This window comes from Corynebacterium sp. MSK041 (assembly GCF_030232265.1).
Classification (GTDB): domain Bacteria; phylum Actinomycetota; class Actinomycetes; order Mycobacteriales; family Mycobacteriaceae; genus Corynebacterium.
Map to the genome: position 1 here is coordinate 168,596 of NZ_JASPJK010000001.1, position 23,214 is coordinate 191,809.

Consider the following 23,214-nt stretch of genomic DNA (forward strand, 5'->3'; position numbering starts at 1 on the left):
TCAGCCGCTGTGACGTTGGTTCACAACCCGTTCCCACCGGATACCGCCCGGTTTTCCCGCGCCGTGTTAGTTCGGCGAGGTCACGGGCGAACTGACCGCCAGCAACTTCTTCCACGTGCCGGAGTCCCGAATGTCCTTCTCGTAGGCGATGACGTAGCCCACTTTCAACTTGCACATGTCGGGGTCCGTGGACATGAGGTTGATTGCTTCTTCGGCGGCGTCGCGTTTGCGCTGCACCTCCTCGTCGGTTCGTCCCCGCTCGTCCTTGCCCTCGACAATCCAGGTCCGCCCGTCGGTGTCACGGACGATGAAGTCCGGGTGGTAGGTGGAGTTGGCACCGTAGGCAATGCTGGCGCCGTCCTCGCGGTAGAGCCTGGTCCACCACTTGACGTCGGGGGAGACGTCGAGGTCGCAGGCCAGTTTGGCCTCGCCCGATTCAGAGTCGAACGCGGCGGCGTTGTACAGGTTGTTCTCCCAGCCGGTATAGAACTGATACCGCACGTATTTCCCACCGGCTTCGGGCCGCGGCTCAATGGTCTTACCCGCCGCGAGTGTGTAGGAACGACGGTGCTCACGCGGCAGCACCAGCGGGCACAGTTTGACCACGGGCTGCAACGCCTTTGCGAACTTGGTGACTTCGCGGTCAATGAGTTCGCCGAGCACCGACGCAGCCACGGCCAGTGCGTCCAGTGTCCAGGTGTCAAATGGGACGGCGCGTAGGAACTCGGGCAGGATACGGTTGTCGATTTGTCCAATGTTGTCGCTGTTCGGCTCAATGAGCCGGTGGCGCAGAAGCGTCGTCTTGAGTTCCTTGCGCACGGTCTCGGTGTCCACTTCCAGACCGGACACGGGCTGCTGGCGCAGTCGCTTCGCCGCGATGGTGTGGGGTTTGAAGTTCAGTTTGTAGCGCTCCATCACCGCCGTGTTGTCGGCTCCGACCCGGTAGGCGGTCTGCACAACGTCGCTGGTCGCCAGTTTGCTTAGCGAGTAGTAGGAGTCCTCGCGCACGCGCGTGGTGCGCGGGAACAGGAACGACACGTCGGCAAAGCGCTCCATGATTTCAACCACGGCGGGTGACGTCGGCGCGGGGTGCCACTTATCGGCCGGCGTGCCGTCACCGCCGAGTTCGCGCAGCGTGGCCACCGGGGCTGGGTCTACTGCTGGGGCTGGGGCTGGGGCTGGGGCTGGGACTGGGGCAGGGGACGAACCGGCACCGTCTCCGCCACCCGGCTGCGGCGCGGGGTCCGGGTCTGTTGTTGGTGCCGGGTCCACTGCGGGGGCCGGGTCCGGCTGCGGTGACGGGTCCGGCTGTGGCACCTGCACCTGCACCTTCTCCACGCCAAACGAGCGCAGCACCTTCTCGCTATCGAGCAGGCGACGGAACGACTCGTGTGCCACCACGTCGAGCGTGTCGATGGGTTCCTCGTCCGTGTACGTGCCAAACGGTAGTCGCAGGCCACGGCCCAGGGTCTGCTGGGTCAAAATGTCAGAGTCCATTGCGCGCAACGTCACCATCACCGCAATAGAGCGGGTATCCCAGCCCTCCTTGAGTTTGTTGACACTGACCACCGCGCGCACCGGCGAGTCCGGCGAGCCCAGTTCGTCCAACAACGTGGCCTTCTCGTCGGTCATCGAGTCCGAGTCCACGCGCAACACCGCGTACGGGTCGCCGAAGAAGTCGGGGGATACCAACATTTCCTCCACGTTTTTTGCGTGCGCAATGTCCTCGCACACCACCAGCATGACCGGCGTAATTGGTGCCTTATCCGGGTGCGTACTCGCATACGCCGCGTAGTGTCGGGCTTTGACGTCGAGCAGGGTGCAGGCGTCTTTGAGTTGCTGGTACCTGCCGTTGTCGCCGTAGCCGTCCTTGCGGTAGGCAATCACGGGCTGTTTGACCGACTTGTCGGCAATGGCCTCGCGCAGCGTGTAGCGGAAGACCACGTCGTCCCCATCGCCTGCCGACGCGGTAAAGCCCACGGACACTGCCGGTTTGAGGTCACGAATCGCGGCGTTGAACGCCTTGGCGCTGGCTGAATACAGGTGGTGTTCGTCCGCCAGAATCACGAGGTCGTCAAGTGCGGCAAGGTCGTCGTAGAGCACGCCGACGTACTCGGAGAACTTGCGGATACCACGCGCGGTGGCCTGCCTGCCACCGCTTTTCGTCTCACCCTCCAAGGTGTTCGGTGCAATGAGTTGCTGCACGTTAAACACGTAGATGTTGCTGGCGCCGGACTCGGTGAAGTCGGCCTGGGCCGTGTGCGTGGTGGTGTAGTTGTCCGGGGTAATCACGTTGGCTTCCACAGGTGCGCCCGCAATGTACTTGCGCGAGCCAGCGGTGAAGTTCGCCACGGTCTTCTTCTGCACCACAAGGCCAGGGGTGACAATCATGACGTTGCGGTGTCCCTGACGGCGCAGGTACTCGATGAACGCGGCCATGACATAGGTCTTTCCCGCACCCGTTGCCATGTCCATTACGACGGGTTCGTCCCTGGTGTCCTGGTGTTCGAGTCGCTTGGTCAGCGCGTCGAGTGCGCGGATATTTGCCTTGCGCAGCCCGAAACTTGCGGCCAGTTCAGCCACCAGTGCCGGGTCGTAGGTGAAGTTGGAAAGTGTCATTGTGTTCGTCCTTTACGCCTTGTCCGACAGTGTGGTGAGAAACAGCCCGTCCGGTATGACAATCACACGGGACCCGCGGCATTTCTTCGCCAGGTACTCCGCGACCTCGGGTGACGCCGACGTGGCCGCGACTGTGACCGCTTCATCTTCTGCAACGTAGCCAAGAATCTCGTCAATGAACTCGGTCGTGACCGGCTGGCGGGTCACGGTGAGGTACATGTTGGCGCGCTTCGCCGCGAACACCGGGTGGTCCGGGGTCATGGCAAACCGCAGGTGCGCGGCGACAGCACGCGCCAGGTTCGCAGCGGTGGCGTGGTCGGTGAGCATGGTGGTGCCGGTGTCCTCGTCCACGTCGAAACACGGCTCCGACAACCGCGCCACAGTAAACCCGCCACCGCCGCGCCAGTTGACTGTGTCCGGTGCCTTCTTCGTCTTGACTAGTTGCTTCACCGCGCGTAGGTCCGCAGACTTTTTCAACTCCGGTTCGTCCCTCATTGCCTTGTTCAGCAGCGACGTGAGTTTCTGCGCGTCCTCCGGTGTTAGCCCCTCCGGCAACCCGTCGGCGCTCGCGTCCACGCGCTCGCCCTTCGTCACCGTGATACCGCCTAAGTCCTCGCCGCGTACCACCTTCTCCAACCGTGGCCGGGTAAAGCGGTTGAAGGTGTCCTCCACCAACTCACACGTCACCCAACGCCTGCCCATCTTCTGCGCCACCGCCGCCGTTGTACCGGACCCGGCGAACACGTCCAACACAATGTCGCCAGGGTCCGTGGCGATGTGGATAATGCGCTCTAGCAGACGCTCCGGCTTCGGCGTGGCGAACGCGGCAGTGCCGGGGAACAGGGCGCGAATTTCCTTCGCGGCGGTGTCGGTGTGGCCGACCTCGCTATGGGGCAGGAAGTTCGTCGCAAGTCGTCCTGTGTCCACGTCCTTGAGGTAGGTCTTGCGCCTAAACCCACCCGTTCCACCGCGTGTTGGGTAGAACTGGGGCCAGTTTCCCTCCTTGTATCGCTGCTCCGCTTGCTTGCGGTTCGTCTCCCAATCACGCATGACAAGCGGTGGTACATCGGTACGTGCTTGCACGGTGTGTCCTGCAATTTCCTGCTGGGCCGCAATTTCTTCGTCGGTAATCTCGCCGCGTTCGTACGGCCCCCAGCCGGAGAAAATATCCAACATCTTGTCCTGTGAGTATCGCCAGCAATTTCCTTTGGACGGGTACATCATCTCGCCGGTGATGGGGTGTTGGATACCGTAAATCATGCCCAGGTGGGTTGCCGCGCCCGGTGCATTAGCGTTATCACTCGTCCAGGGGCCACGTGGGTCATTGTCGGGGTTTTTGTAGATGGAGTTCATCTCCGCTGTTCGCGCCAGCCGGTTAGGGACGAACCCGCCCTTGGAATACACCAAAATCACGTCGGTTACAGCAGGTATTCCCTTGGAGTCATTGCGCGGGGAGTACGTTTTCTGCCACACCACTTCCGCCACGAAGTTCGCCGCCCCGAACACCTCGTCCATCAACATGCGCATACGGTGGTTTTCCACGTCGTCGAGGTGGACCCAGATGGAACCGTCGTCGGACAGCAGTTTCTTGAGGTGCAGCAGCCTATCTCTCATCATGGTCAACCAGATTGAGTGCTCTAGGTTGTCCTCGTAGTTAGCGAAGGTCTGCGCGGTGTTGAACGGCGGGTCGATGTAGACACACTTGACTTGGCCGACGTACTTGTCTGCCAATTCCGGCACGCGGGTCAACGCTTCGAGTACGTCGCCGGACTCGCCCAGGATAAGCAGGTTGTCGTCTTGCGGGTCCAGGTCCGCGCGCTCGGAGTAGGTTCGTCCCTCTTACTTGGGCTGTTGTTCACCGCGTACCACGTCGCCGTACTCAAGGAAGTTGGTCTGGCAGTAGCGCGGGTCCGTCGGGTCCACCCACGTGTAGCCGTAGCGGCCGCGCGTGGTGGGAATGAGCGCCTTGTCCTTGTTGTGCCACGTAATTTCGAGTTTCTGCTTAGACATTGTGGTTGTTCTCGCTTAGTCGGTATCGGTGTCGCCGGAGCGGGCGGGGGAGGACAGTTCGGGGGACGTGACGGAAATCGGCCCGTTCCACAGCCGTCGGCCAGCCAGGTGCTCGAAGCGGGCGACGGTGACAGAATCGGGCCATACTTCGCCGCGTAGTACCTTGCTCAAGGTGGCTTTGGCGACGTCGGCGCGGCGAGCCAGTTCGGCCTGGGATACGCCGTGGCCTGCTTGTTCGTTCACGTATGCGGCCAGGTTGCGCACGAACACCTGCACCAGCGCGTGCGCACCAATGGCGGCGGGGTCCTCGGGCCATGCGGGGTACAGCGCGCGTGGTTTTTGCCGTGCCGCGCGCCCGTGAGTTGGCTTGGTTTCCGTCATGTCCCCAACACTACCGCTCGTGTCCCGAAAGAAACGGGGTGGCGGTTGTGGCGTGGCTGTGGGCAAGAGAAAACCCCGCTGCGTTGGGCGGGGCTGCGTTGCTCTAGTCGATTGGTGCTACTCGGAGGAGATTGCCGTCCGGGTCGGTCGCTACGAATGTAGTACCGAAAACTTCCTCGTACGGTTCGCGGACAATGGTGACTCCCTGCTCTTTCCATCGCTCGAACACGGAGGATACCTGGGCGGCCGGAACGTTCATGCACACTTCCGATGTGCGTCCTACCGCTCCCTCCAGGGCGTCTGCGTTGCCGGTCCACAACGCGAGCGACACACCATCGCCCAATGAGAACGTCACATAACGCGGAGAGACGAAGTCGGTCTTTAGTTCGAGTAGGTCGCTATAGAAACCGACGGAGGTGTCTATGTCTGATACGTAGATGATAAAGACGGTTTCGCGGTTCATGTTTTCCTTATTTGAGTGTCGGGGCCGTGGGTGAAACCCAGGATAGGTCAGTTATGTAGCACAATGCTTTCCGGCTCGCCGGAAGGTGGTCGTGTGTGCTAGTTATCTCGCGGCTCGGTGGTCACTGTGGAGGTATGCGAAGTTTCTTCTCCCGAACCCTCCACAGGCGCGTGTTGGTGCCGTGCTCCAACTTGGCAAGTGTGAGCGTGCTCGGCCACGCAGCGCCGCGTACTACGCTCGACACGGTGGCTACCGGCACGTTGCACTTGCGTGCCACATCACTTGTCGAGGTCTGTAGTGTCAGCCGTTCCACAGCGCGGGCAAAGCGCTGTACGACCTCGTGGGCGGGGTTGGTCACGTGCTCGTCATGCGGCCATGCCGGGTACAGGGCGCGGGGTGACTTCGGTGACTCTGGCACGGCCACTGATTATGCCTCGGGGGACACGAAAACGACTGCCAACACGCCGAATCGGGTGCGAGTATGTCAGAACTAGGAACCCTGGAACAACAGGCCCGTCGTTACCGGCCACGGCGCAACAAGGTCACCGATGATGTGGCCGAGGTGACACAGCACGTGCTGCTGTGTGGTGTGGCCTTCGGGCATGACGGACCAGTACGGGGGATTGATACCCGCAAGCGGTTGCAAACCGTCGGTGGTTTGCTTGCGCGCTATTTGACCAGCGTGAAGCAGGTCTGGGGCAGTGTCAATGAGGGCGACGTACACGACCTGTTTGGCCACGACCTCGTGGACTGGTGGGTGGCCGAACAAGTGCGAGAACACCCAGCGTCGCGGCACGAGCGCTCCCTGCTTCGGTTGTGTTGGGCGTGGACATCGCCGGACCCGCGCATGGCGGCACGCGAGTTGTCGGAACTGCCGCGAACACGACCGTTTCAGGTCCACAAGACTGTGCCAGAGTCGCGGCCGCTTTCGCCGGACGAGTTGCGCAAGGTCTGTGACTGGTTGGAAGTCGCACCGACGACACAGAGCCGCGAGCGGGCCACGTTTGCGGTGGCACTGACCATCGGCGCGGGCTTGCGGACCTCGCAGCGTAGAGCACTTAGGACCAGCGACCTCGACTCGCACGGCGAGTTCGTGCGCGTGGACGGCGAGCAGGTCCCGGTTCGTCCCGAAGCACGTGCGGCCGTGGCGAGTCTGTACGAGCGTGGGGTCAATGGTGCCAGCCAGGCGTTTCCATTTACAAACATGCAGCCACTCGGGTTCGACCCGAAACCGACAAGGCTCATTGACACGTGGGTGGTCATGCAGTTGCGCGATGGGGTGGAGGTTGCCGAGTTGGAACCGCGCTCGAACTACGCGCAGATTTGCCGGGCCGCGATTGTGGCCTTGCGATTCGACGCCGACTGCTCCGGCATTGTCGTCCCGCCGTTGGAGGGCCACACGCGGCCCGGTTATGGGCACCTTCGCGTGGTCTCCGACACAGGGGAGGTTGGCAAATGACCCCGTTGAGCAGGCATGTTCTAATCGGTGTTCGAGTAGTTCGTCCGGCGTCGGGGTTGCCGTGTAGTGTTTCTTTTAAGAAACGTTGCAGGGCAAGGGGAGTGACCAACATGGGAACTAGGGACGAACTACGCGACGCGGCGCTGCACTACACACCGCGCTCGATGAACAAGGACGACTGGGTACAGGTCCGCGACTTCACGCAGTCCGTGACCCTCGAACACGTGATACCAACCGAACCGGACCGGGCCACGCTGCGATTAACCATGCTGGCGGTGGCACAGGCAGCACACGTGACACTCAACCAGGTCGGTGGGGAACTGACCTACGCGGACGTGTTCGACCCGCTGGTGGTGGAATACGTCGTCTCGCAGACCGGATTGACCGACAGGGCCAAGGGCGTGCGCCGGTCCCTGCTGTACCGACTGGGCCGCGAACTCAACCCGAACTGGCCGTTTGACGACCGCACCACCAAGTACGGCTACAAGGCACCAGACGCGCCGTACACCGAGCAGGAGCAGGACTTCCTGCGCCAGTGGGCACAGGGGCTGTCCACTGACTACCAGCGCGCCGGTGCCACGCTCACGCTCGCGCTGGGGTTAGGTGCCGGGCTTCGCGCCGGTGAAATGGCACGACTGCGCGGGCGCGACGTCACCGTCCACAGCGACGGCGGTGTCACCATCACCGCCCACGGCTACCGCGACACCGCGCCGCGTGAGGTACCGGTGTTAGCCGAGTGGGAACAGGTTGTGCGCGACGCGGCGGGCGGTGCTGGGACGAACGGGTTGGTGCTTTGGCCTAACCGCGCACACGCCACCACGGAGTCCGTGGCCGCGATTCTTGGCCGTATTGGCAAACCGCACGCGGTGGCACTGGATACGCGGCGGCTGCGCACAACGTGGATTGTCGGCCACCTCCACCACAACGTGCCCGAGGCCGTGGTCTGCCAGGCAGCGGGACTGACGGACCTACAGCACTACGCGCGGTGGTACCACACCGCCGAGGTGCCAGCCGAGCAGGCGCGTGCGCTGCTGCGGCGAACGCCGTACCCAAGCCTCCGCATCGCCGAATAACCGAACACAGACCAGGGACGAACCACACAACCGAGGGAGGTGAACACCATGACAACGCACAACCCGGCAACCTACGAGGGCACCATTTCGCTCGATATGCTGAAAATTGCAACCGACGTGGTGGACACCTCCGGTGTGGTTGAGCAACTAGCCGAATGGGATAGCGCGGACCGCGCCGGGCGTGGCCTGGGTGGCCGACCCGCGCACATTCCGGTGCGCGCCGCGTTGATTCTGTTCATTCTCCCGGCACTGCTGGGCAAGCCCATGTATGTGCGTGAGGCCTCCGAGATTCTGCGCTACCGTCTCGACGGCAAGGCGTGGAATGCCCTCGACATTGACCTGCGCAAGTGGGACTCTCGCACTGCGACCACGTGGTACGACCGGCTCTGGCGGACCCTGCGATACCGCGTGCGCGACGTGATTGACCCGTTCCCGGAAACCCCACACTGGCGCCGGTTGACCAAGGAAGAATACGCCGAACTTGAGGCCAGTCGGGACCCCGAGTTTGTGGCGTCGCGCCACGCGCGTACCTCGATTTTCATGTCCATGCTGGCACTGGCGAGTGCGAAGGTCCTCAACGAGAACATGTTTGACGGCTGGGACGGGGATATTGCCATTGACGGCACACCAATTGAAGTCACCGGCTACGGGCGCACCGCTCGTTCTCGCCGTGAACCGTCTACGCCGGAAGCAGGGTGGTATATCCGCAATGGCGACCACAAGGGCGATGGTGTTAGCGGTGTTGAGAACATCAAGAAGTCTGCCTGGGCGTTTGAGGCCACCGCCGTTGTTGCTGTCGGTGGTGAGTTCGGCACAACCCTGCCAGCGCCGGTGGTTGGGTTGTCGTTGGATAGGCCGGGCTACAAGCCGGGCTACAACGCTCGTGTGGCGCTGGCCCACTTGGAAAGGACGAACCTGCCCCGGCGCTACGCTGTCACTGATATGGCCTATTATCCGCTGGCGAAGGCCGAGCACTACCAGGTTCCTATGAGGGAGAAGGGCTGGAAATTGGTCGGTGAAGTACCAGACAGGCCCGAAGCCAAGGGCGTGTCTGCTGCATATCGTGGCGTAACGCTGGTGGACGGCACTGGGTATTGCCCGGCGATTGCCAAGCGCAAGGACCTACTCGACCCAAAAGGCGAGTTCGATAAAGGACACATTACAGAGGAACAGTTTGCGCAAGCACTAGCACAGCGCAAGCGGTTGCAACTCGACATTAAGGAAGTCGAAAAAGACGGCACCGTGCGGTTTTCGTGTCCCGCATTATCTGGCAAGGTGGCGTGCCCGCTGCGTAAAAACGACGAGCAGGCGAAAAAGAACGCGGCGCGAAAAGGTGCTGTCGGCAACCCGGCGCTTCCATTGTCGGCGCGTCAGGTACCAAGCCAAAAGTCATGCGGTGATGTGTGCCGTCAAAAGTCTGTCTCCGTAGGTGTCAACGACCCAGACGCCACGCGCTTTAACAAGTACCACCAGCAAGGACCTGCTGCCTACACCGACGAGTGGCGGGCGCTGTACAAGCCCTACCGTGCAAGGAATGAGGCGGCGAACGCGTTTATCAAGGGCGAGTCGCACCTTGGCACAGGGGATAGAACCAAGAAGGCCATGCGTGGTTTTAACGGCGTGGCGCTGCGTACTGTGCTGGCGGTAGTGGCATCGAATGTTCGTCTTTACATCAACTACCAGCGCCGCCTTCGTGACGGGCTTATCACTCCGCCACCGACAAATCCGGGCGGTGGCAAACCGTGGAAGAAACAGGCGGTGGACTTTATCTCCATTGCCGGACCCAACGCTCCGCCACAGCCAGGCCACACGGCCGCTTAAGACCAGGACCGTCGCCCACTAAGGCCACGGTCTCGAAGTGCTGGCTAGGTACTGAAAATAGCCCGGTTCGTCCCAAAACCCGCCCCCGATTCCACGGCCAGCAACGGCGAAACCCCCGGTTTCCATGTTGGATACCGGGGGATTGCTGTTTCTGACCAGTTTCGCAAATAACACCAGGTCAGTTACGCAAAAGTCCCGTGAGCTTTAAACGTCGAAGTACAGCTCGTACTCCAGCGGCGTCGGGCCGAGGCGGGACGGGGCGATCTCGCGGTCGTGCTTGAGCTTGATGTAGGTCTCGATGAGGTCTTCGGTGAAGACGTCGCCTTCGGTGAGGAACTCGTGGTCCTCTTCGAGTGCGGCGAGGGATGCCTCGAGGGAGGTCGGTGCCTGCGGGATGGACTTGGCTTCCTCCGGTGGGAGCTCGTAGAGGTCCTTGTCCACTGGCTCGTGTGGCTCGATGCGGTTTTTCACACCGTCCAGGCCCGCCATCATCATGGCCGCGAAGCCCAGGTACGGGTTGCCGCTCGGGTCCGGGGCGCGGAACTCGATGCGCTTTGCCTTCGGGTTGGAGCCCGTGATCGGGATGCGGATGGCGGCGGAGCGGTTGCGCTGGGAATATACCAGGTTGATGGGAGCCTCAAAGCCAGGGACGAGACGGTGGTAGGAGTTCAGCGTCGGGTTGGTAAAGGCCAGGACAGCGCCAGCGTGGTGCAGGATGCCGCCGATGTACCAGCGGGCAATGTCGGACAGGCCACCGTAGCCAGACTCGTCGTAGAAGAGCGGCTTGCCGTCCTTCCACAGGGACTGGTGGGCGTGCATACCGGAGCCAGCCTCATTAGCCAGGGGCTTCGGCATGAACGTTGCGGTCTTGCCCCACTGCTGAGCGGTGTTTTTGATGATGTACTTGAAGGTCTGCAGATCATCCGCCGCGTGCAGGAGGGTGTTGAACTTGTAGTTGATTTCCTGCTGGCCGCCGGAACCGACTTCGTGGTGGAAGCGCTCAATCTCAAAACCAGCCTCAGCCAGTTTCAGCGTCATGTCATCGCGCACATCCAGCGTCTTGTCGTACGGCGGGACAGGGAAGTAGCCACCCTTCATGCGGGTCTTGTATCCCAGGTTCGGGGAGCCATCGAGCTCAGCCTCACGGTCGCGGTTCCACCAGCCTTCGATGGAATCAACCTCGTAGAAAGCGCGGTGCGGTTCGGAGGAGTAACGCACGGAGTCGAAGAGGTAGAACTCAGCCTCAGCGCCGAAGAAGCAGGTATCGGCGATGCCGGTGGAATCCAGGTACTCTTCAGCTTTGCGGGCCACATTGCGCGGGTCGCGGGAGAACGCTTCGTGGGTGAACGGGTCGTTCACAAAGAACTTCACGTTCAGGGTCTTCGCCTTGCGGAAAGGATCGATCTGGGCGGTGGCAAGGTCCGGCATGAGGATCATGTCGGATTCCTCAATCGTCGTAAAGCCACGAATCGACGAGCCGTCGAACGCCAAACCTTCTTCTACGACGTCCTCATCAAACATGGATGCAGGAATGGAGAAGTGATGCTCGGTTCCCGGCACGTCCGTGAAGCGGACATCTACAAACTCGACCTCCTCATCCTTGATGTACTTCATGGTGTCTTGGATGTTGTCGAAGGCCACGGGTGGATACTCCTTGAATACAGATCGTGTGCTCTTTTTTCGATCGTACATTGATTTTTCATTTCCCCGCGCAAACGCTTTCGAGCTTGGCAAAAAGTGCACTATCGTGAGGTCATGCCGAATAATGCTCGCGATGCTGCCTACCCCTACGCCCCACAGGAGTGGCCGGGCCAAAACCTGGGCCTTCCGGAATCAGGCCCTGGTGCGCAGGCAAGCGTGATGCGCCGTGCCATTGGAGTCCTCATTGATTGGTTTATCTGCTGGGGTCTAGCCGGATTCATTTCCATGTACACCCACGCTTTCGGCGGAACAGCGACGTTGACCTACTTGCTGTGGGTGGTGCTGGGCATCATCACCGGCTGGTTGTTTGCTCGCACGCCAGGCATGGCCATTCTGGGCATGGGCATTGCGCGTATCGACGAACCCGGCCACACCGTCGGCCTCTGGCGCGCCGCGCTGCGCACCGTCCTCACTGGCTTCGTCTTCCCAGCAGCAATCGTGGATGAGAATGGTCGCGGGATGCACGACCGTGCCACGGGCACGACAGTGATTATGAGCAGATAATAGGCTGATCAGCGAGGATGATGTGTCCCGCCGAGTTTCTTGTTGAAGTCAATGTGGTGCGCGAATGCCCAGGTCTTATCCGTAATCATGCGAGCAATGGCGAGCCCACCACCGATGTAAAGGACGACAAGAACCACATCGGTCATCCTTGTTAGTGCCAACGCAGTTTCACCGAGCGCAAAGTTGTACACGGAGGCATAAATTGCTGGCCTCGGGATCATCACCACTGATGCCGGAATAGTCACGCTGACACGGGGGATTCGGGCAGCGCGACCAGCCACGCTCCCCACGACGCCGATGAACAGTGCTGCGAGGAACGCAGCAAGAAACCCACGCACGCAAGCCCCGCCGCGAGCATGCTGGTGACAATTCCCCAGCGCGGTGAGGGGATACTCTCGCCCCAGTCGAGGTATGCATCAATCTCTTCGGCGGTGTGATACTCCTGCAGGATCCCGTGTGAGCCGGACTCCAAAGCCTCAATCCGCGAGGCATTAACGCAGGGTGGCCGTGGCCTCCGCGGCCATGTTGGAGTGTTGGTTCTGCCTCACAGATTCCTCACTCTAGGCCAGGTGGCGTACCCCTGCGAGGCCTGCGCGCTATTTACCTTGACGCTGCTGCATGCGGCGCATCCGGCGGTTCATGCCCGCCATGTTTTGCGCCTGGTGGGGCATTGGCCCCTTGGGCAATCCTGCGCGCTGTCCGCCACGGACGTTGTCCATGGCATCCAGCTTGGCGTTGAAGGCGTACACGTCATTCTTCTGGTAGTTCTTCGGCAGCTTGAGCAGGTGGCGCTGCAGCTTCTGTGGGGGCACCTGACCTTCGCCGGAACCGACGTACACCTCATGGATCGGCACACCGGCGAGCAGGCGGTCAACGCGCTTGCGCTCCTTATCCATGAGCGGCTTCAAACGCTTCGGGTCACCTTCGCCCACGAGGATGACGCCTGGGTTACCCACCACGCGGTGGACCGTGTCCATGTTCGTGTTAGCCGCCACCGCTGTTTTAGTCAGCCAGACGATGCCCATGGAGTTACGCATGTTCTCCAGCGTCCAACCGGCAGCACCCGGCGTGTCACCGATCTCCTCATACATAGAGCTTTCAAGGCGGCGGGTGAACAGGAACATAGCTAACAAGAAACCGAAGCCGATGCCCGGAACCAGCATGAACCACTGGCCGTTGAACAACAGACCAATGAGGAAGAACGCGAGGGCCACACCAACAATGGCCAGCAGCATGATCGGGATGAGCATCTTGTCCCGCTTGCGCTGCATGTTAAAGGCCTGCCACACCTGCGAGCGCGTCTGCTTACGCTTGGAGCGCTTAGCGGCGCGCTGTTCCTTCTTTGCGGCTGCCTCAAGGGCGCGTTCGTTTTTGTCCTTAGCCATGCCCACAAGACTACCCACCAGCACTGGGCCTTTCGAACTGGCACTCGCTCAAAGGGAAACCCCGCGCCGTATTTAGACGCGGGGTGAGCGGAGAAGGGAGCCGGGCTTAGAGCGGAGCGACCTCACCGTTGAGGTGCAGCTTCTCCGGCTTGGAGGAGCTACGCAGCTGGATGTCGTAGGATCCATCAGCTTGCTCGGTGGTCCACAGCGCCACGGAGGCCGGTATGACCACGGGCTTTACAAACTCCACGGAGTAGCGCAGTGCCGGCGGTAGCTTGCCTTCCAGCGGTGCCAGCACGGATGCTGCGGAGAGCATGCCGTGCGCGATCACTGCCGGGAAACCGAACAGCTTGGCGCCGATGTTGGAGGTGTGAATCGGGTTGTGGTCGTTGGACGCCTTAACGTACGCGTTGACGTCGCTGCGGGTCCAACGGAAGCGCGCGTTCGGCTTGAACTCCGGCAGCTCAGCGGGTGGCAGAACCTTGCCGGAATCTTCCGCCCGGGTGGTCACAGAAGTGTCCGCGGACTTGGCAAACTTCGCGCCCATGCCCAGGAAGCTCGAGGTCTGCTTCCATACCGGTGCGGATTCGCCTTCGGGGGTGACCTCCGTGATGACGTCCACAAGCAGGCCACGACGGTGCGGACGAACATTCGTCGCGTACGCGCGCACGCTGAACGTCTCATCCACAGTGAGTGGGCGAGTCTGCTCGATGACGTTGGAGATGTGCACCGCACCCACCGCCGGGAACGGGAAGTCCGGGCGGGAGAGCAGCTCCATGGTCAGCGGGAAGCCAAGCACGAAGAAGTAGGTCGGCGGCAACTCATTGCTCAGACGCAGGCCAGTCGCTTGCGCGTAATCAGCAAGATTTTGCTTATCGACGGTCACCCCGTCCACCTCAATCGCCGACGTCGGATCCTGCTTTGCTTCGCGGGTACCACCGAGGCCAGGGACGGCGCTGAGGAAGATCTTCCGGTTGATCGCGGACAGATCCGGGATCTGCTTCAGCTTCTCAAACTGACGCTCACCGGTAGCCTTGATTGGCTCAGCCTTGGGAGCTTCAGCCTTCGCGGCCTTTGCCTCCTTGGCCTTGCTCTTCACGTCGTCGACAGCGTCTTTGACCTTGTCCTCGACCTTGTCGGCGAGTTCCTCGATGGCGTCCTTCGCATCTTCGAAGGCGTCTTCGACCGTGTCTTCTACCTTGTCGGCGATCTCTTCAGCCTTCTTCTTCAAGTCTTTCGCGGTGTCCTTGGGGGATTTCTCGCTCATAATGCTTACGCCCCCAGGAGGTTCTGGCCACAGACGCGGACGGTGTTGCCGTTGACTGCCACGGAGGACGGTGCGGAGAAGAACGCGACGGTCTCAGCGACGTCAACTGGGCGACCACCCTGGTTGAGGGAGTTCAGGCGGCGGCCAACCTCACGCGGGCCGAACGGCATAGCTGCGGTCATGTCGGTTTCAATGAAGCCCGGTGCAACAGCGTTGATGGAGCCGCCCAGGGCAGCGACCTTCTCGGCCAGTGCGTCGACGAAACCAACGACACCAGCCTTGGTGGTGGCGTAGTTGGTCTGGCCGCGGTTACCGGCAATGCCAGCCATGGAGGACACACCGATGATGGCTGGGGTGTCAGCAAAAGCATCAGCCTCAAGCAGAGCCTCGGTGATGCGCACCGGTGCAACAAGGTTGATGTTCTGAACCATGTTCCAGCGGCCCTCATCCATGTTGACCAGCAGCTTGTCGCGGGTCACGCCTGCATTGTGGACGATGGTGTCAATCTTGCGGCCGTAGCGGTCCTGGGCGTGTTTGATGATCTCTTCGGCAGCCTTCGGATCCGTCACGTCGAGCGGGAGGGCAGTGCCCTTGACCTTGTTGGCGGTCTCCGCCAGACCTTCGCCTGCTTGCGGGATATCCACGCAGATGACCTTTGCGCCGTCACGTGCCAGGGTTTCGGCGATGGTTGCACCAATACCGCGAGCAGCGCCGGTCACAACAGCGAGACGGCCCTCAAGTGGCTTGTCCCAATTTTGGGGCAACTGAACGTCAGCCGGGGTGATGCGGATGACCTGTGCGTCAACGTAGGCAGACTTGCCAGACAGGAGGAAGCGCAGGGTGGACTCCACCTTGTCAATCTTGGAGCCATCGATGGACGGATCCACGTACACCAGCTGGACAGTGGCGGACTTCCGCATTTCCTTCGCCAGGGAACGAGTGAAGCCTTCGAGGGAGCGGGCGGTGATGCGTGCATCAGCATCGTCGATAAGCTCCGGCGTGGTGCCAATGACCACGATGCGAGCGTTGTCCAGGACCTTCTTCAGCTGCGGGTGGAAGAAGGCGTACAGCTCCTCCAGCTCCTCCGGCTTGGACAGGGAGGTCGCGTCAAACACAATGCCCGCGCGCTTCGTATCAGCTTCAGCCTTCAGGAGCTTGTATGGGCCCTCGAGGAGTGTGGTGAGCTGCTCCACCAGGCGACCATTGCCGCCAACCACGACGGGGCCGTGCAGAAGTGGCTCGCCCTGCTTGTAGCGACGCAGCGGGTAACCCTGCGGGACGCCCAGCTTTGCCGCGGCGGGGGAGTTGATGAACTGTTCGAGGAGGCCTTTAGATGCCACTATTTTCTCCTTATATAGATAGGCATTCTTGTCTGCAGCGCGCACCGCTTTCAAAGCGGTAGCTCTGTGTCGGATACTATTATAAGATCACTAAGGTGACGAACCTTACAAAGGATTAACTTTGTAAAGTACAGTACATACGTCCTCAGATAATCGCGGTGACACATCGGATTATCGCAACCATTCATCGGAAGAGCAGGAAAAACAAGCATGAATGTACCCCGTAAAGTAGCCATCCTTGGTGGTAACCGTATTCCCTTCGCGCGTTCCAACAAGGAATACGCAAACGCTTCCAACCAGGACATGCTCACGTCGGCCCTCAACGGCCTCGTGGCACGTTACGGTCTCCAGGATGAGGAGCTAGGGCTCGTCGTCGGTGGCGCAGTGCTCAAGCACGCCCGTGATTTCAACCTTGTGCGTGAGTCCGTGATTGGTTCGGAGCTTTCTTCCACCACCCCGGCATTTGATCTGCAGCACGCTTGCGGTACCTCCCTGACCTCCGCTATTCAGGTGGCTGACGCGATTGCCCTCGGCCGCATCGAGTCCGGTATTGCGTGTGGTGCGGACACCACTTCGGATGCTCCGCTGGCTGTCAACGACCGCCTGCGTAAGACCCTGATCCGTCTGTCCAACGCAAAGTCCACCAAGGATCAGCTCAAGCTCGTCGGCTCCATCCGTCCGAACCAGCTTGCTCCGGAGCAGCCGCAAAACGGTGAGCCGCGCACCGGCCTGTCCATGGGTGAGCACGCAGCGATCACCGCGCGCGAGATGGAGATCACCCGTGAAGCACAGGATGAGCTCGCAGCAGCATCCCACCAGAACCTGGCTAAGGCGTATGAGGAAGGCTTCTTCGACGACCTGCTGACTCCGTACCTGGGTGTCAACCGCGACACCAACCTCCGTCCGGATTCCACGGTGGAGAAGCTGGCTGGCCTCAAGCCGGTCTTTGGCAAGAAGGACGCAGAGCAGCACGGTGGCACCGCCACCATGACGGCTGGTAACTCCACCCCGTTGACTGACGGCGCAGCATCCGTGCTGCTCGCTTCCGAGGAGTGGGCAAAGGAGCACAACCTGCCGGTTAAGGCGTACTTGGTTGACTCCGAGCTGGCTGCAGTTGACTTCGTGTCCGGCAAGGACGGCCTGCTCATGGCTCCGACCTACGCTGTCCCGCGTCTGCTGGAGCGCAACGGTCTGACCCTCCAGGACTTTGACTTCTACGAGATCCACGAGGCATTCGCTTCCCAGGTGCTGGCCACCCTCAAGGCATGGGAAGACGAGACCTACTGCCGCGAGCGCCTCGGCCTGGATAAGCCGCTCGGTGCCATCGACCGCTCCAAGCTCAACGTCAAGGGTTCTTCCCTCGCAGCTGGCCACCCATTCGCAGCAACCGGTGCACGCATCCTTGCTTCCGCAGCGAAGATGCTGGAGGAAAACGGTGGCGGCCGCACCCTCGTATCCGTCTGTGCTGCAGGTGGCCAGGGCGTCGTAGCAATCCTCGAGCGCTAAGCACCTCGAAATAACTTCATCCCCGTCAATCTCTTCGTCAGTAAAGGAATGAGAACCTATGACCTCTCCTGAAGAAAAAGGTGGCCGTAAGGCCAAGCCGGAGTCCCGCTCACCGCAGACTCTTCCGGAAACTCCAGACACCGCTGTTGCGGGCAAGCTGAAGTCGCTTCTCGACGGCGCGTGGGAGACCGAGAAGGACAACATCCGCGAGCAGCTCAACCGCGAAGAAGCTCTGCCGATGATCGAGGGCTCCATCGAGGAGATCCGCGCAGCGCTGCTGGAGAAGGTCAAGATGGTGGCCACCTCCGGCATGATGCAGACTGCCTTCTCCAAGGCCAACGGTGGCTCTGGTGAGGCCCACGTGGGTATCTTGGGCCTGGACCTGCTGGGCCAGTTCAATGGCTCCCTGGCTATTAAGTCTGGTGTGCAGTTCGGCCTGTGGGGTGGCGCTGTTGACGTGCTGGGCACCGAGCGTCACCGCGAATACGCGCAGGGCGCGATGGACCTGTCCAAGCTTGGCTCGTACGGCATGACCGAGCGCGGCCACGGCTCCAACGTTCAGGATTTGGAGACCACGGCTACCTATGACCCGGAGACCAAGGAGTTTGTCATCAACACTCCGACTCCATCCGCCACCAAGGTCTACATTGGCAACACCGCGCGTGATGGCCGTTGGTCCGCTGTCTTTGCTCAGCTGTACACCCCGGGCGAGGAAGAGTCCCACGGCGTGCACTGCTTCGTGGTGCGCATCCGCGAGGATGATGGTTCCCCGGTTGAAGGCGTTGTTATCGGCGACCACGGCCACAAGGGCGGCCTCCTCGGCGTTGATAACGGCACCTTGACCTTCGACAATGTCCGCATCCCGCGTGAGGCGCTGCTCAACCAATTCGGTGACGTCGACGAGGAAGGCAACTACACCTCCCCGATCGAGTCCAAGAACCGCCGCTTCTTCACCATGCTGGGCACCCTGATTCGTGGACGTATCGCCGTGGGTGCTGCTGGCGCAGGTGCCACTAAGTCCTCCCTGGCTATCGCAGTGAAGTACGCACACCAGCGTCGCCAGTTCGACTACGGCGACACTGGTACTGAGGACAAGCTGATTGATTACCGCGCGCACCGTCGCCGCCTGATCATTCCGCTGGCTCGCACCTACGCCATCCAGATCCTGCAGAATCAGCTGACCCAGCGTTATGCGGATCAGACTTCCCGCCAGGCAACGGGTGAGTGGTCTGTGACCAACCCGACCAAGCAGCAAGAGCTCGCCTCCCGCGAGATGGAAACCTTGGCTGCAGCCTTCAAGGCAATGGCAACCGAGCACGCAACCGACACCATCCAGGAGTGCCGTGAGGCATGTGGTGGTGCCGGCTTCATGTCGGAGAACCTCCTGACCACCTTCCGCGCAGACACAGACGTGTACAACACGTTCGAGGGCGACAACACCGTTCTGCTGCAGCTGGCCGGCAAGAACCTGCTCACCGCGTACACCAGTGAGCTGGCTAACCCATCCGCCATGGACATTGTGAAGTTCGCTGCCACCAACGTCAGTGACATCGTCCGCAGCCGCGCTGGCCTGGGCTCGACTGTTCAGACCGTGGTGGACACCTTCTCCGGCGAGGAAGCATCGCTCTTCGACGCTGACTACCAGCTCAAAGTTGTCCAGCTCCGCGAGCAGCTGGTCATGCGCTCCCTGATCCGCCGTATCCAGGGCGCACGCAAGCTGTCCCGTGAAGAAGGCGCAAAGGTCATTGACAAGGCTCAGGACCACATGCTCAACGCCGCATGGGCCTACATTGAGAACCTCATGGTTCAGGCAATGATCGAGGCTGAGCGCTCCCTGCCGGTCGGCTCTCCTGAACGCGCAGTGTTTGAGCAGGTGCGTCACCTGTTCGTCTTCGACACCATCATCCGAAACGCTGGCTGGTACCAGGAGCAGAACGTTCTCTCCTCCGGCCGCGTCAAGGCTGCTCGCGCCGCGATCAATGACCTGGTCGACTCCCTCGGCCCATGGTCTGAGGTCCTCGTGGACGCCTTTGATATCCCGTCTGTGGTTTTGGACCGTCCGCTGTTCAAGGACGGCGGCACGGACATCAGCCGCGACAACCCGGATGCCTGGAAGATCGGCTCCAACATCCCGGTGTCTAAGAAGTAAGGCTTACCGCTAGCCTCTACTAACGCAGCAGCCCCCACCCGAGAAACTGAACTGCTCTTGGGTGGGGGCCGTTCTGTGTAAAACCCGCTTTTTAGATCCAGCTTTTGACCCGTTTTGGGCCGATAAGCTGGTTCTTAAAAGCTAGATTTGGCGCTGAAGGAGGCTCGCTAGACCCTACTTAGCACCGATGCCCGGCAAGCCAAGCCCGACAGCCGGGCGACCAGCGGACACGACGGGGGTGTCCTGGGACGGACCGTACTTGTTCAGCAGGGTCTCGGCTTCCTGGTCGGCAGCGCCCTGGGAGGTCTCCGCGAGGTGCTTGAGGTTCTTCGGCAGTTCGCGGCCGTGGAACTTCATGGCCTCGACGTAGAGCTTGCCGGCGCGGTAGGAGGAACGCACGAGCGGGCCGGACATGACGGCGGCGAAGCCCATGTCATAAGCAGCATCGCGGTACTCGATGAACTCCTCCGGCTTCACCCAGCGTTCAATCGGGTGGAACTGCGGTCCGGGGCGCAGGTACTGGGTGATGGTGATGATGTCAGTGCCGGCATCCTGCATGTCCTCCAGCGCCTGCAGGACCTCCTCACGGGTTTCACCCATGCCGAGGATGAGGTTGGATTTGGTGATCAGCCCGTAGTCACGCGCTGCACGAATGACCTCCAGTGAACGGTCGTAGCGGAAGGCAGGGCGGATGCGTTTGAAGATGCGCGGGACTGTCTCCAGATTGTGGGCGAACACCTCCGGCTCGGCTTCGAAGACCTGAGCCAGCAGATCGGGCTTGCCGGAGAAGTCCGGGGTGAGGTTTTCCACGCCGGTGTGCGGGTTGAGCTCGTGGATCTTGCGTACAACCTCGGCGTACAACCAGGCGCCTTCATCTTCCAGGTCATCGCGGGTCACGCCGGTGATGGTGGAGTAGTTCAGCTGCATCTCGCGCACGGATTCCGCGACGCGCTGCGGTTCTTCCACGTCCAGCGGCTCCGGCTTCGCGGAGTTGATCTGGCAGAAGTCACAGCGGCGGGAGCAGTTGGCTCCACCGATAAGGAAGGTGGCCTCACGGGATTCCCAGCACTCATGGATGTTGGGGCAGCCAGCTTCTTGGCACACGGTGTGCAGCGAGGCACCCTTAACCTTGCGGCGCATGTCCTCGTATTCGGGGCCGGTTTTCACCGCGTTGCGGATCCAGCGTGGCTTGGATTCGATCGGGGTTTGCGCGTTGCGCTTTTCTACTCGGCGTAGCTTGCGTCCTTCATTTGCTGCAGTCACGCGGTCCACCTTATCCCTTGGCGTTGCCAGAAGCGATTGTGTGGTCCGTTACCTGCAGCTTGCCACTAAAAGCGCTGGCCAGCTTATCGACGACATTCGGCGCCACATCCCCCGGCGTCACCTCCCGCCCCGTTTCGAGGCTAAGCGTGGTCACGTCTGCGTCGTTAATGCCACAGGCCACGATGTGCCCGAAGTAGTCCAGAGTGTTATTGCAGTTGATGGATAGACCGTGCATGGTCACTCCGCGGGTGATGCGGATGCCAATCTGGGCGACTTTGCGGTCGCGGCGGTATTCGTCGGCGGGGACCCAGACGCCGGAGCGGCCGTCGACACGCCCGGCCTTTTCCACACCAAACTCGCGGATGGTGGCGATCATGGCTTCTTCGATGCGACGGACGAAGTCAACGACATCGACTGGATCGGCGAGTTTGATGATCGGGTACACCACTAGCTGGCCCTCACCATGCCAGGTGATGCGCCCGCCACGGTCAACCTGGACCACAGGCAGCCCATTGTCCGGCATGTCTTCCGGTTGTGTGCGCTTTCCGGCGGTGTACGTGCTGGGGTGCTGGAGCACGAGCAGAGTGTCACCGATGGCGTCATCGGCGCGTTGAGCGGCGAGTTCGGCTTGGAGGTGCCACGTTTCCTCATAATCAACAAGCCCCAGTTCCCGCACGTCAAGTGGGGAATCTGAGGCTCGGATTGACCTATCGGCCGGAAAGAATGGTTCGCGGGGGGCTGTCATGCACTACATGGTAGCCCCCGCGGAAACTTACACGCCGTTAGCGGCAGCGTACTCATCCGCAGTCAAGAGCGGACCAGCGGACTCGACCTCAACCTCGAACAGCCAACCTTCACCGAAGGGGTCGTTGTTGATGATCTCGTAGTTGTCCTCAATCTCCTCGTTGACTGCGGTGACGGTACCGGTGACAGGGGAGTACAGGTCGGAGACGGACTTGGTGGACTCCACCTCACCACACGTCTCACCAGCCTCCACGGTGTCGCCGACGGCCGGTAGCTCAGCAAAGACAATCTCACCGAGACGCTCCGTAGCAACAGACGTGATGCCGATGCGCACGGTCTGGCCTACCACTGCATCAGCAGCAGCATTGATCCATTCGTGGTCCTCAGAGTAGGAGAATTCCTGGGGCAGATCAGACATAGTTACTTGTCCTTTCGGGAGTAGAAGGGGGTGTCGCTGATGGTGTAGGCATACCGCTTACCCCGGATGTCCACATCCACCTTAGTTCCCACAGTGGCATGGTTGGGCGCAATGTGCGCCAAAGCTACCGGGTGGCCCAAAGTGGGGGAGGGCTGACCAGAGGTGACGGTGCCAATCTGCTCGTCCGTACCGGCGAGGAAGATTGCCGCGCCTTCACGGGCTGCACGGCGTTCCTCCGAGGTTAGGCCAGCAATGACCACGGACGGCTCGCGGCCAGTCAGAGCGGCCTTGCCCACGAAGTCAGCTTCTTTCTTGGCAAAGGCACGGCTCATGCCGGCTTCCACTGGAGTGATGGCCAGGGAGAGTTCATGGCCGTAAAGCGGCATGGAAGCCTCCAAGCGCAGGGAATCACGCGCTGCCAGGCCACAGGGGGTGCCGTGGTCGATGACAGAATCCCACACGGCCTGAGCGTCGTCGTTCTGGCAGAACAGCTCGAAGCCGTCCTCACCCGTGTAGCCGGTGCGGGCAACGAAGACCTCAACGGTCTGACCGTTAGTTGCGTTCAGGTTCATCCAGGCGCCGGAGTAGTAGGCGAGGTCGGCCGGGGAGCCGTCGAGAAGCGGTTCGAGCACCTCGAGTGAGCGCGGACCTTGCACTGCGACGAGCCCGATGGCCTGAGAATCATTGCGGATCTCCACATCGAAGCTGTCTACGCGCTCCTGGAACGCAGCCCACACCACATCCGAGTTCCCTGCGTTGGGGACAACGAGGTAGTGGTCATCAGCGAACTTGTAGGTGATCAAATCATCCAGGATGCCACCATCCTCGTTGACGATCATGGAGTACTTCGCCTTGCCAACCTGCAGGTTGGACATGGAAGAAATCAGTGCGTAATCCAGGAACGCGCCTGCTTCAGGGCCCTTCACATCAATCTCGCCCATGTGGGACAGGTCGAAGATACCCACGCCCTCGCGCACAGCGCGGTGTTCTTCGAGCTCCTTGCCGTACTTCAGCGGCATAGTCCAGCCACCAAAGTCAGTGAAGTGTGCCCCCAACTTTTCATGGGTGGCAAACAAAGGTGATTGCGGCATATCAGTTACTCCTTGTCTTA

General features: G+C 61.0%; 19 protein-coding genes and 1 pseudogene. 6 read left to right on the forward strand and 14 right to left on the reverse strand.

Annotated elements, in window-relative coordinates:
• Window positions 1–66: 66 nt before the first annotated feature.
• The 5 genes and pseudogenes from QP968_RS00920 to QP968_RS00945 form a co-directional block, all read right to left on the reverse strand.
• Window positions 67–2,619 carry a DEAD/DEAH box helicase gene (locus QP968_RS00920; protein ID WP_284854462.1) on the reverse strand — a complete coding sequence of 851 codons (2,553 nt, stop codon included), beginning with the start codon at window positions 2,617–2,619 and terminating at the stop codon, window positions 67–69.
• A gap of 12 nt (window positions 2,620–2,631) precedes the next feature.
• A pseudogene (locus tag QP968_RS00925) lies at window positions 2,632–4,629 on the reverse strand (site-specific DNA-methyltransferase).
• A gap of 15 nt (window positions 4,630–4,644) precedes the next feature.
• On the reverse strand, window positions 4,645–5,010 hold the full coding sequence (locus QP968_RS00935) for a helix-turn-helix domain-containing protein (RefSeq protein ID WP_256005228.1): 366 nt from the start codon (window positions 5,008–5,010) through the stop codon (window positions 4,645–4,647).
• A gap of 103 nt (window positions 5,011–5,113) precedes the next feature.
• The gene (locus QP968_RS00940) at window positions 5,114–5,473 is read right to left on the reverse strand and encodes a VOC family protein (protein WP_110333021.1); all 360 of its coding nucleotides are present in this window, start codon (window positions 5,471–5,473) and stop codon (window positions 5,114–5,116) included.
• Between the two features lie 121 nt (window positions 5,474–5,594).
• Window positions 5,595–5,891 (reverse strand): helix-turn-helix domain-containing protein, encoded by a 297-nt coding sequence (locus QP968_RS00945; protein WP_284854464.1) that lies wholly within the window; start codon window positions 5,889–5,891, stop codon window positions 5,595–5,597.
• A 63-nt stretch (window positions 5,892–5,954) separates the two neighbouring features.
• On the opposite strand from QP968_RS00945, the gene QP968_RS00950 reads away from it, so the two are divergent.
• The 3 genes from QP968_RS00950 to QP968_RS00960 all read left to right on the forward strand — a co-directional run bounded on the left by QP968_RS00950 (window position 5,955) and on the right by QP968_RS00960 (window position 9,826).
• On the forward strand, window positions 5,955–6,932 hold the full coding sequence (locus tag QP968_RS00950) for a site-specific integrase (protein ID WP_284854466.1): 978 nt from the start codon (window positions 5,955–5,957) through the stop codon (window positions 6,930–6,932).
• A gap of 110 nt (window positions 6,933–7,042) precedes the next feature.
• Complete coding sequence (locus tag QP968_RS00955; RefSeq protein ID WP_284854467.1) at window positions 7,043–8,005, forward strand: site-specific integrase; 963 nt, start codon at window positions 7,043–7,045, stop codon at window positions 8,003–8,005.
• Window positions 8,006–8,053: 48 nt separating this feature from the next.
• The gene (locus QP968_RS00960) at window positions 8,054–9,826 is read left to right on the forward strand and encodes a hypothetical protein (protein ID WP_284854468.1); all 1,773 of its coding nucleotides are present in this window, start codon (window positions 8,054–8,056) and stop codon (window positions 9,824–9,826) included.
• 204 nt (window positions 9,827–10,030) lie between these two features.
• Here QP968_RS00960 and glnA read toward each other — a convergent pair whose 3' ends face one another.
• The gene (gene glnA / locus QP968_RS00965) at window positions 10,031–11,440 is read right to left on the reverse strand and encodes a type I glutamate--ammonia ligase (RefSeq protein WP_502870898.1); all 1,410 of its coding nucleotides are present in this window, start codon (window positions 11,438–11,440) and stop codon (window positions 10,031–10,033) included.
• A 141-nt stretch (window positions 11,441–11,581) separates the two neighbouring features.
• Here glnA and QP968_RS00970 point away from each other — a divergent pair, with 141 nt between their 5' ends.
• Window positions 11,582–12,031, forward strand: coding sequence for an RDD family protein (locus tag QP968_RS00970; RefSeq protein WP_284854470.1), 450 nt, complete (start codon window positions 11,582–11,584; stop codon window positions 12,029–12,031).
• Window positions 12,032–12,039: 8 nt separating this feature from the next.
• Here QP968_RS00970 and QP968_RS00975 read toward each other — a convergent pair whose 3' ends face one another.
• The 4 genes from QP968_RS00975 to QP968_RS00990 form a co-directional block, all read right to left on the reverse strand.
• A complete protein-coding gene (locus tag QP968_RS00975; RefSeq protein ID WP_284854471.1) occupies window positions 12,040–12,369 on the reverse strand; it encodes a threonine/serine exporter family protein in 330 nt (109 codons plus the stop codon).
• 258 nt (window positions 12,370–12,627) lie between these two features.
• A complete protein-coding gene (locus QP968_RS00980) occupies window positions 12,628–13,416 on the reverse strand; it encodes a DUF4191 domain-containing protein (RefSeq protein WP_284854472.1) in 789 nt (262 codons plus the stop codon).
• Window positions 13,417–13,522: 106 nt separating this feature from the next.
• Window positions 13,523–14,683 carry a MaoC/PaaZ C-terminal domain-containing protein gene (locus QP968_RS00985; RefSeq protein WP_284854473.1) on the reverse strand — a complete coding sequence of 387 codons (1,161 nt, stop codon included), beginning with the start codon at window positions 14,681–14,683 and terminating at the stop codon, window positions 13,523–13,525.
• 5 nt (window positions 14,684–14,688) lie between these two features.
• Window positions 14,689–16,023 (reverse strand): 3-oxoacyl-ACP reductase, encoded by a 1,335-nt coding sequence (locus QP968_RS00990; RefSeq protein ID WP_284854474.1) that lies wholly within the window; start codon window positions 16,021–16,023, stop codon window positions 14,689–14,691.
• A 210-nt stretch (window positions 16,024–16,233) separates the two neighbouring features.
• Here QP968_RS00990 and QP968_RS00995 point away from each other — a divergent pair, with 210 nt between their 5' ends.
• Together QP968_RS00995 and QP968_RS01000 are read left to right on the forward strand one after the other, a co-directional pair.
• Window positions 16,234–17,529, forward strand: a complete 1,296-nt coding sequence (locus tag QP968_RS00995; protein WP_284854476.1) for an acetyl-CoA C-acetyltransferase — start codon at window positions 16,234–16,236, stop codon at window positions 17,527–17,529.
• A gap of 58 nt (window positions 17,530–17,587) precedes the next feature.
• The gene (locus QP968_RS01000) at window positions 17,588–19,678 is read left to right on the forward strand and encodes an acyl-CoA dehydrogenase family protein (RefSeq protein ID WP_284854477.1); all 2,091 of its coding nucleotides are present in this window, start codon (window positions 17,588–17,590) and stop codon (window positions 19,676–19,678) included.
• A 174-nt stretch (window positions 19,679–19,852) separates the two neighbouring features.
• Here QP968_RS01000 and lipA read toward each other — a convergent pair whose 3' ends face one another.
• From lipA to gcvT, 4 genes are read right to left on the reverse strand one after another with little or no spacing between them, the layout of a single operon-like run.
• Window positions 19,853–20,941: a lipoyl synthase gene (lipA, locus tag QP968_RS01005; RefSeq protein ID WP_284854478.1), complete on the reverse strand. Its 1,089-nt coding sequence runs from the start codon at window positions 20,939–20,941 to the stop codon at window positions 19,853–19,855.
• A gap of 10 nt (window positions 20,942–20,951) precedes the next feature.
• Entirely contained in the window at window positions 20,952–21,686 is a 735-nt protein-coding gene (gene lipB, locus QP968_RS01010; RefSeq protein ID WP_284854479.1) for a lipoyl(octanoyl) transferase LipB, read from the reverse strand.
• 27 nt (window positions 21,687–21,713) lie between these two features.
• Window positions 21,714–22,103, reverse strand: a complete 390-nt coding sequence (gcvH, locus tag QP968_RS01015) for a glycine cleavage system protein GcvH (RefSeq protein ID WP_102723907.1) — start codon at window positions 22,101–22,103, stop codon at window positions 21,714–21,716.
• A 2-nt stretch (window positions 22,104–22,105) separates the two neighbouring features.
• A complete protein-coding gene (gene gcvT, locus QP968_RS01020; RefSeq protein ID WP_284854480.1) occupies window positions 22,106–23,194 on the reverse strand; it encodes a glycine cleavage system aminomethyltransferase GcvT in 1,089 nt (362 codons plus the stop codon).
• Window positions 23,195–23,214 lie beyond the last annotated feature (20 nt).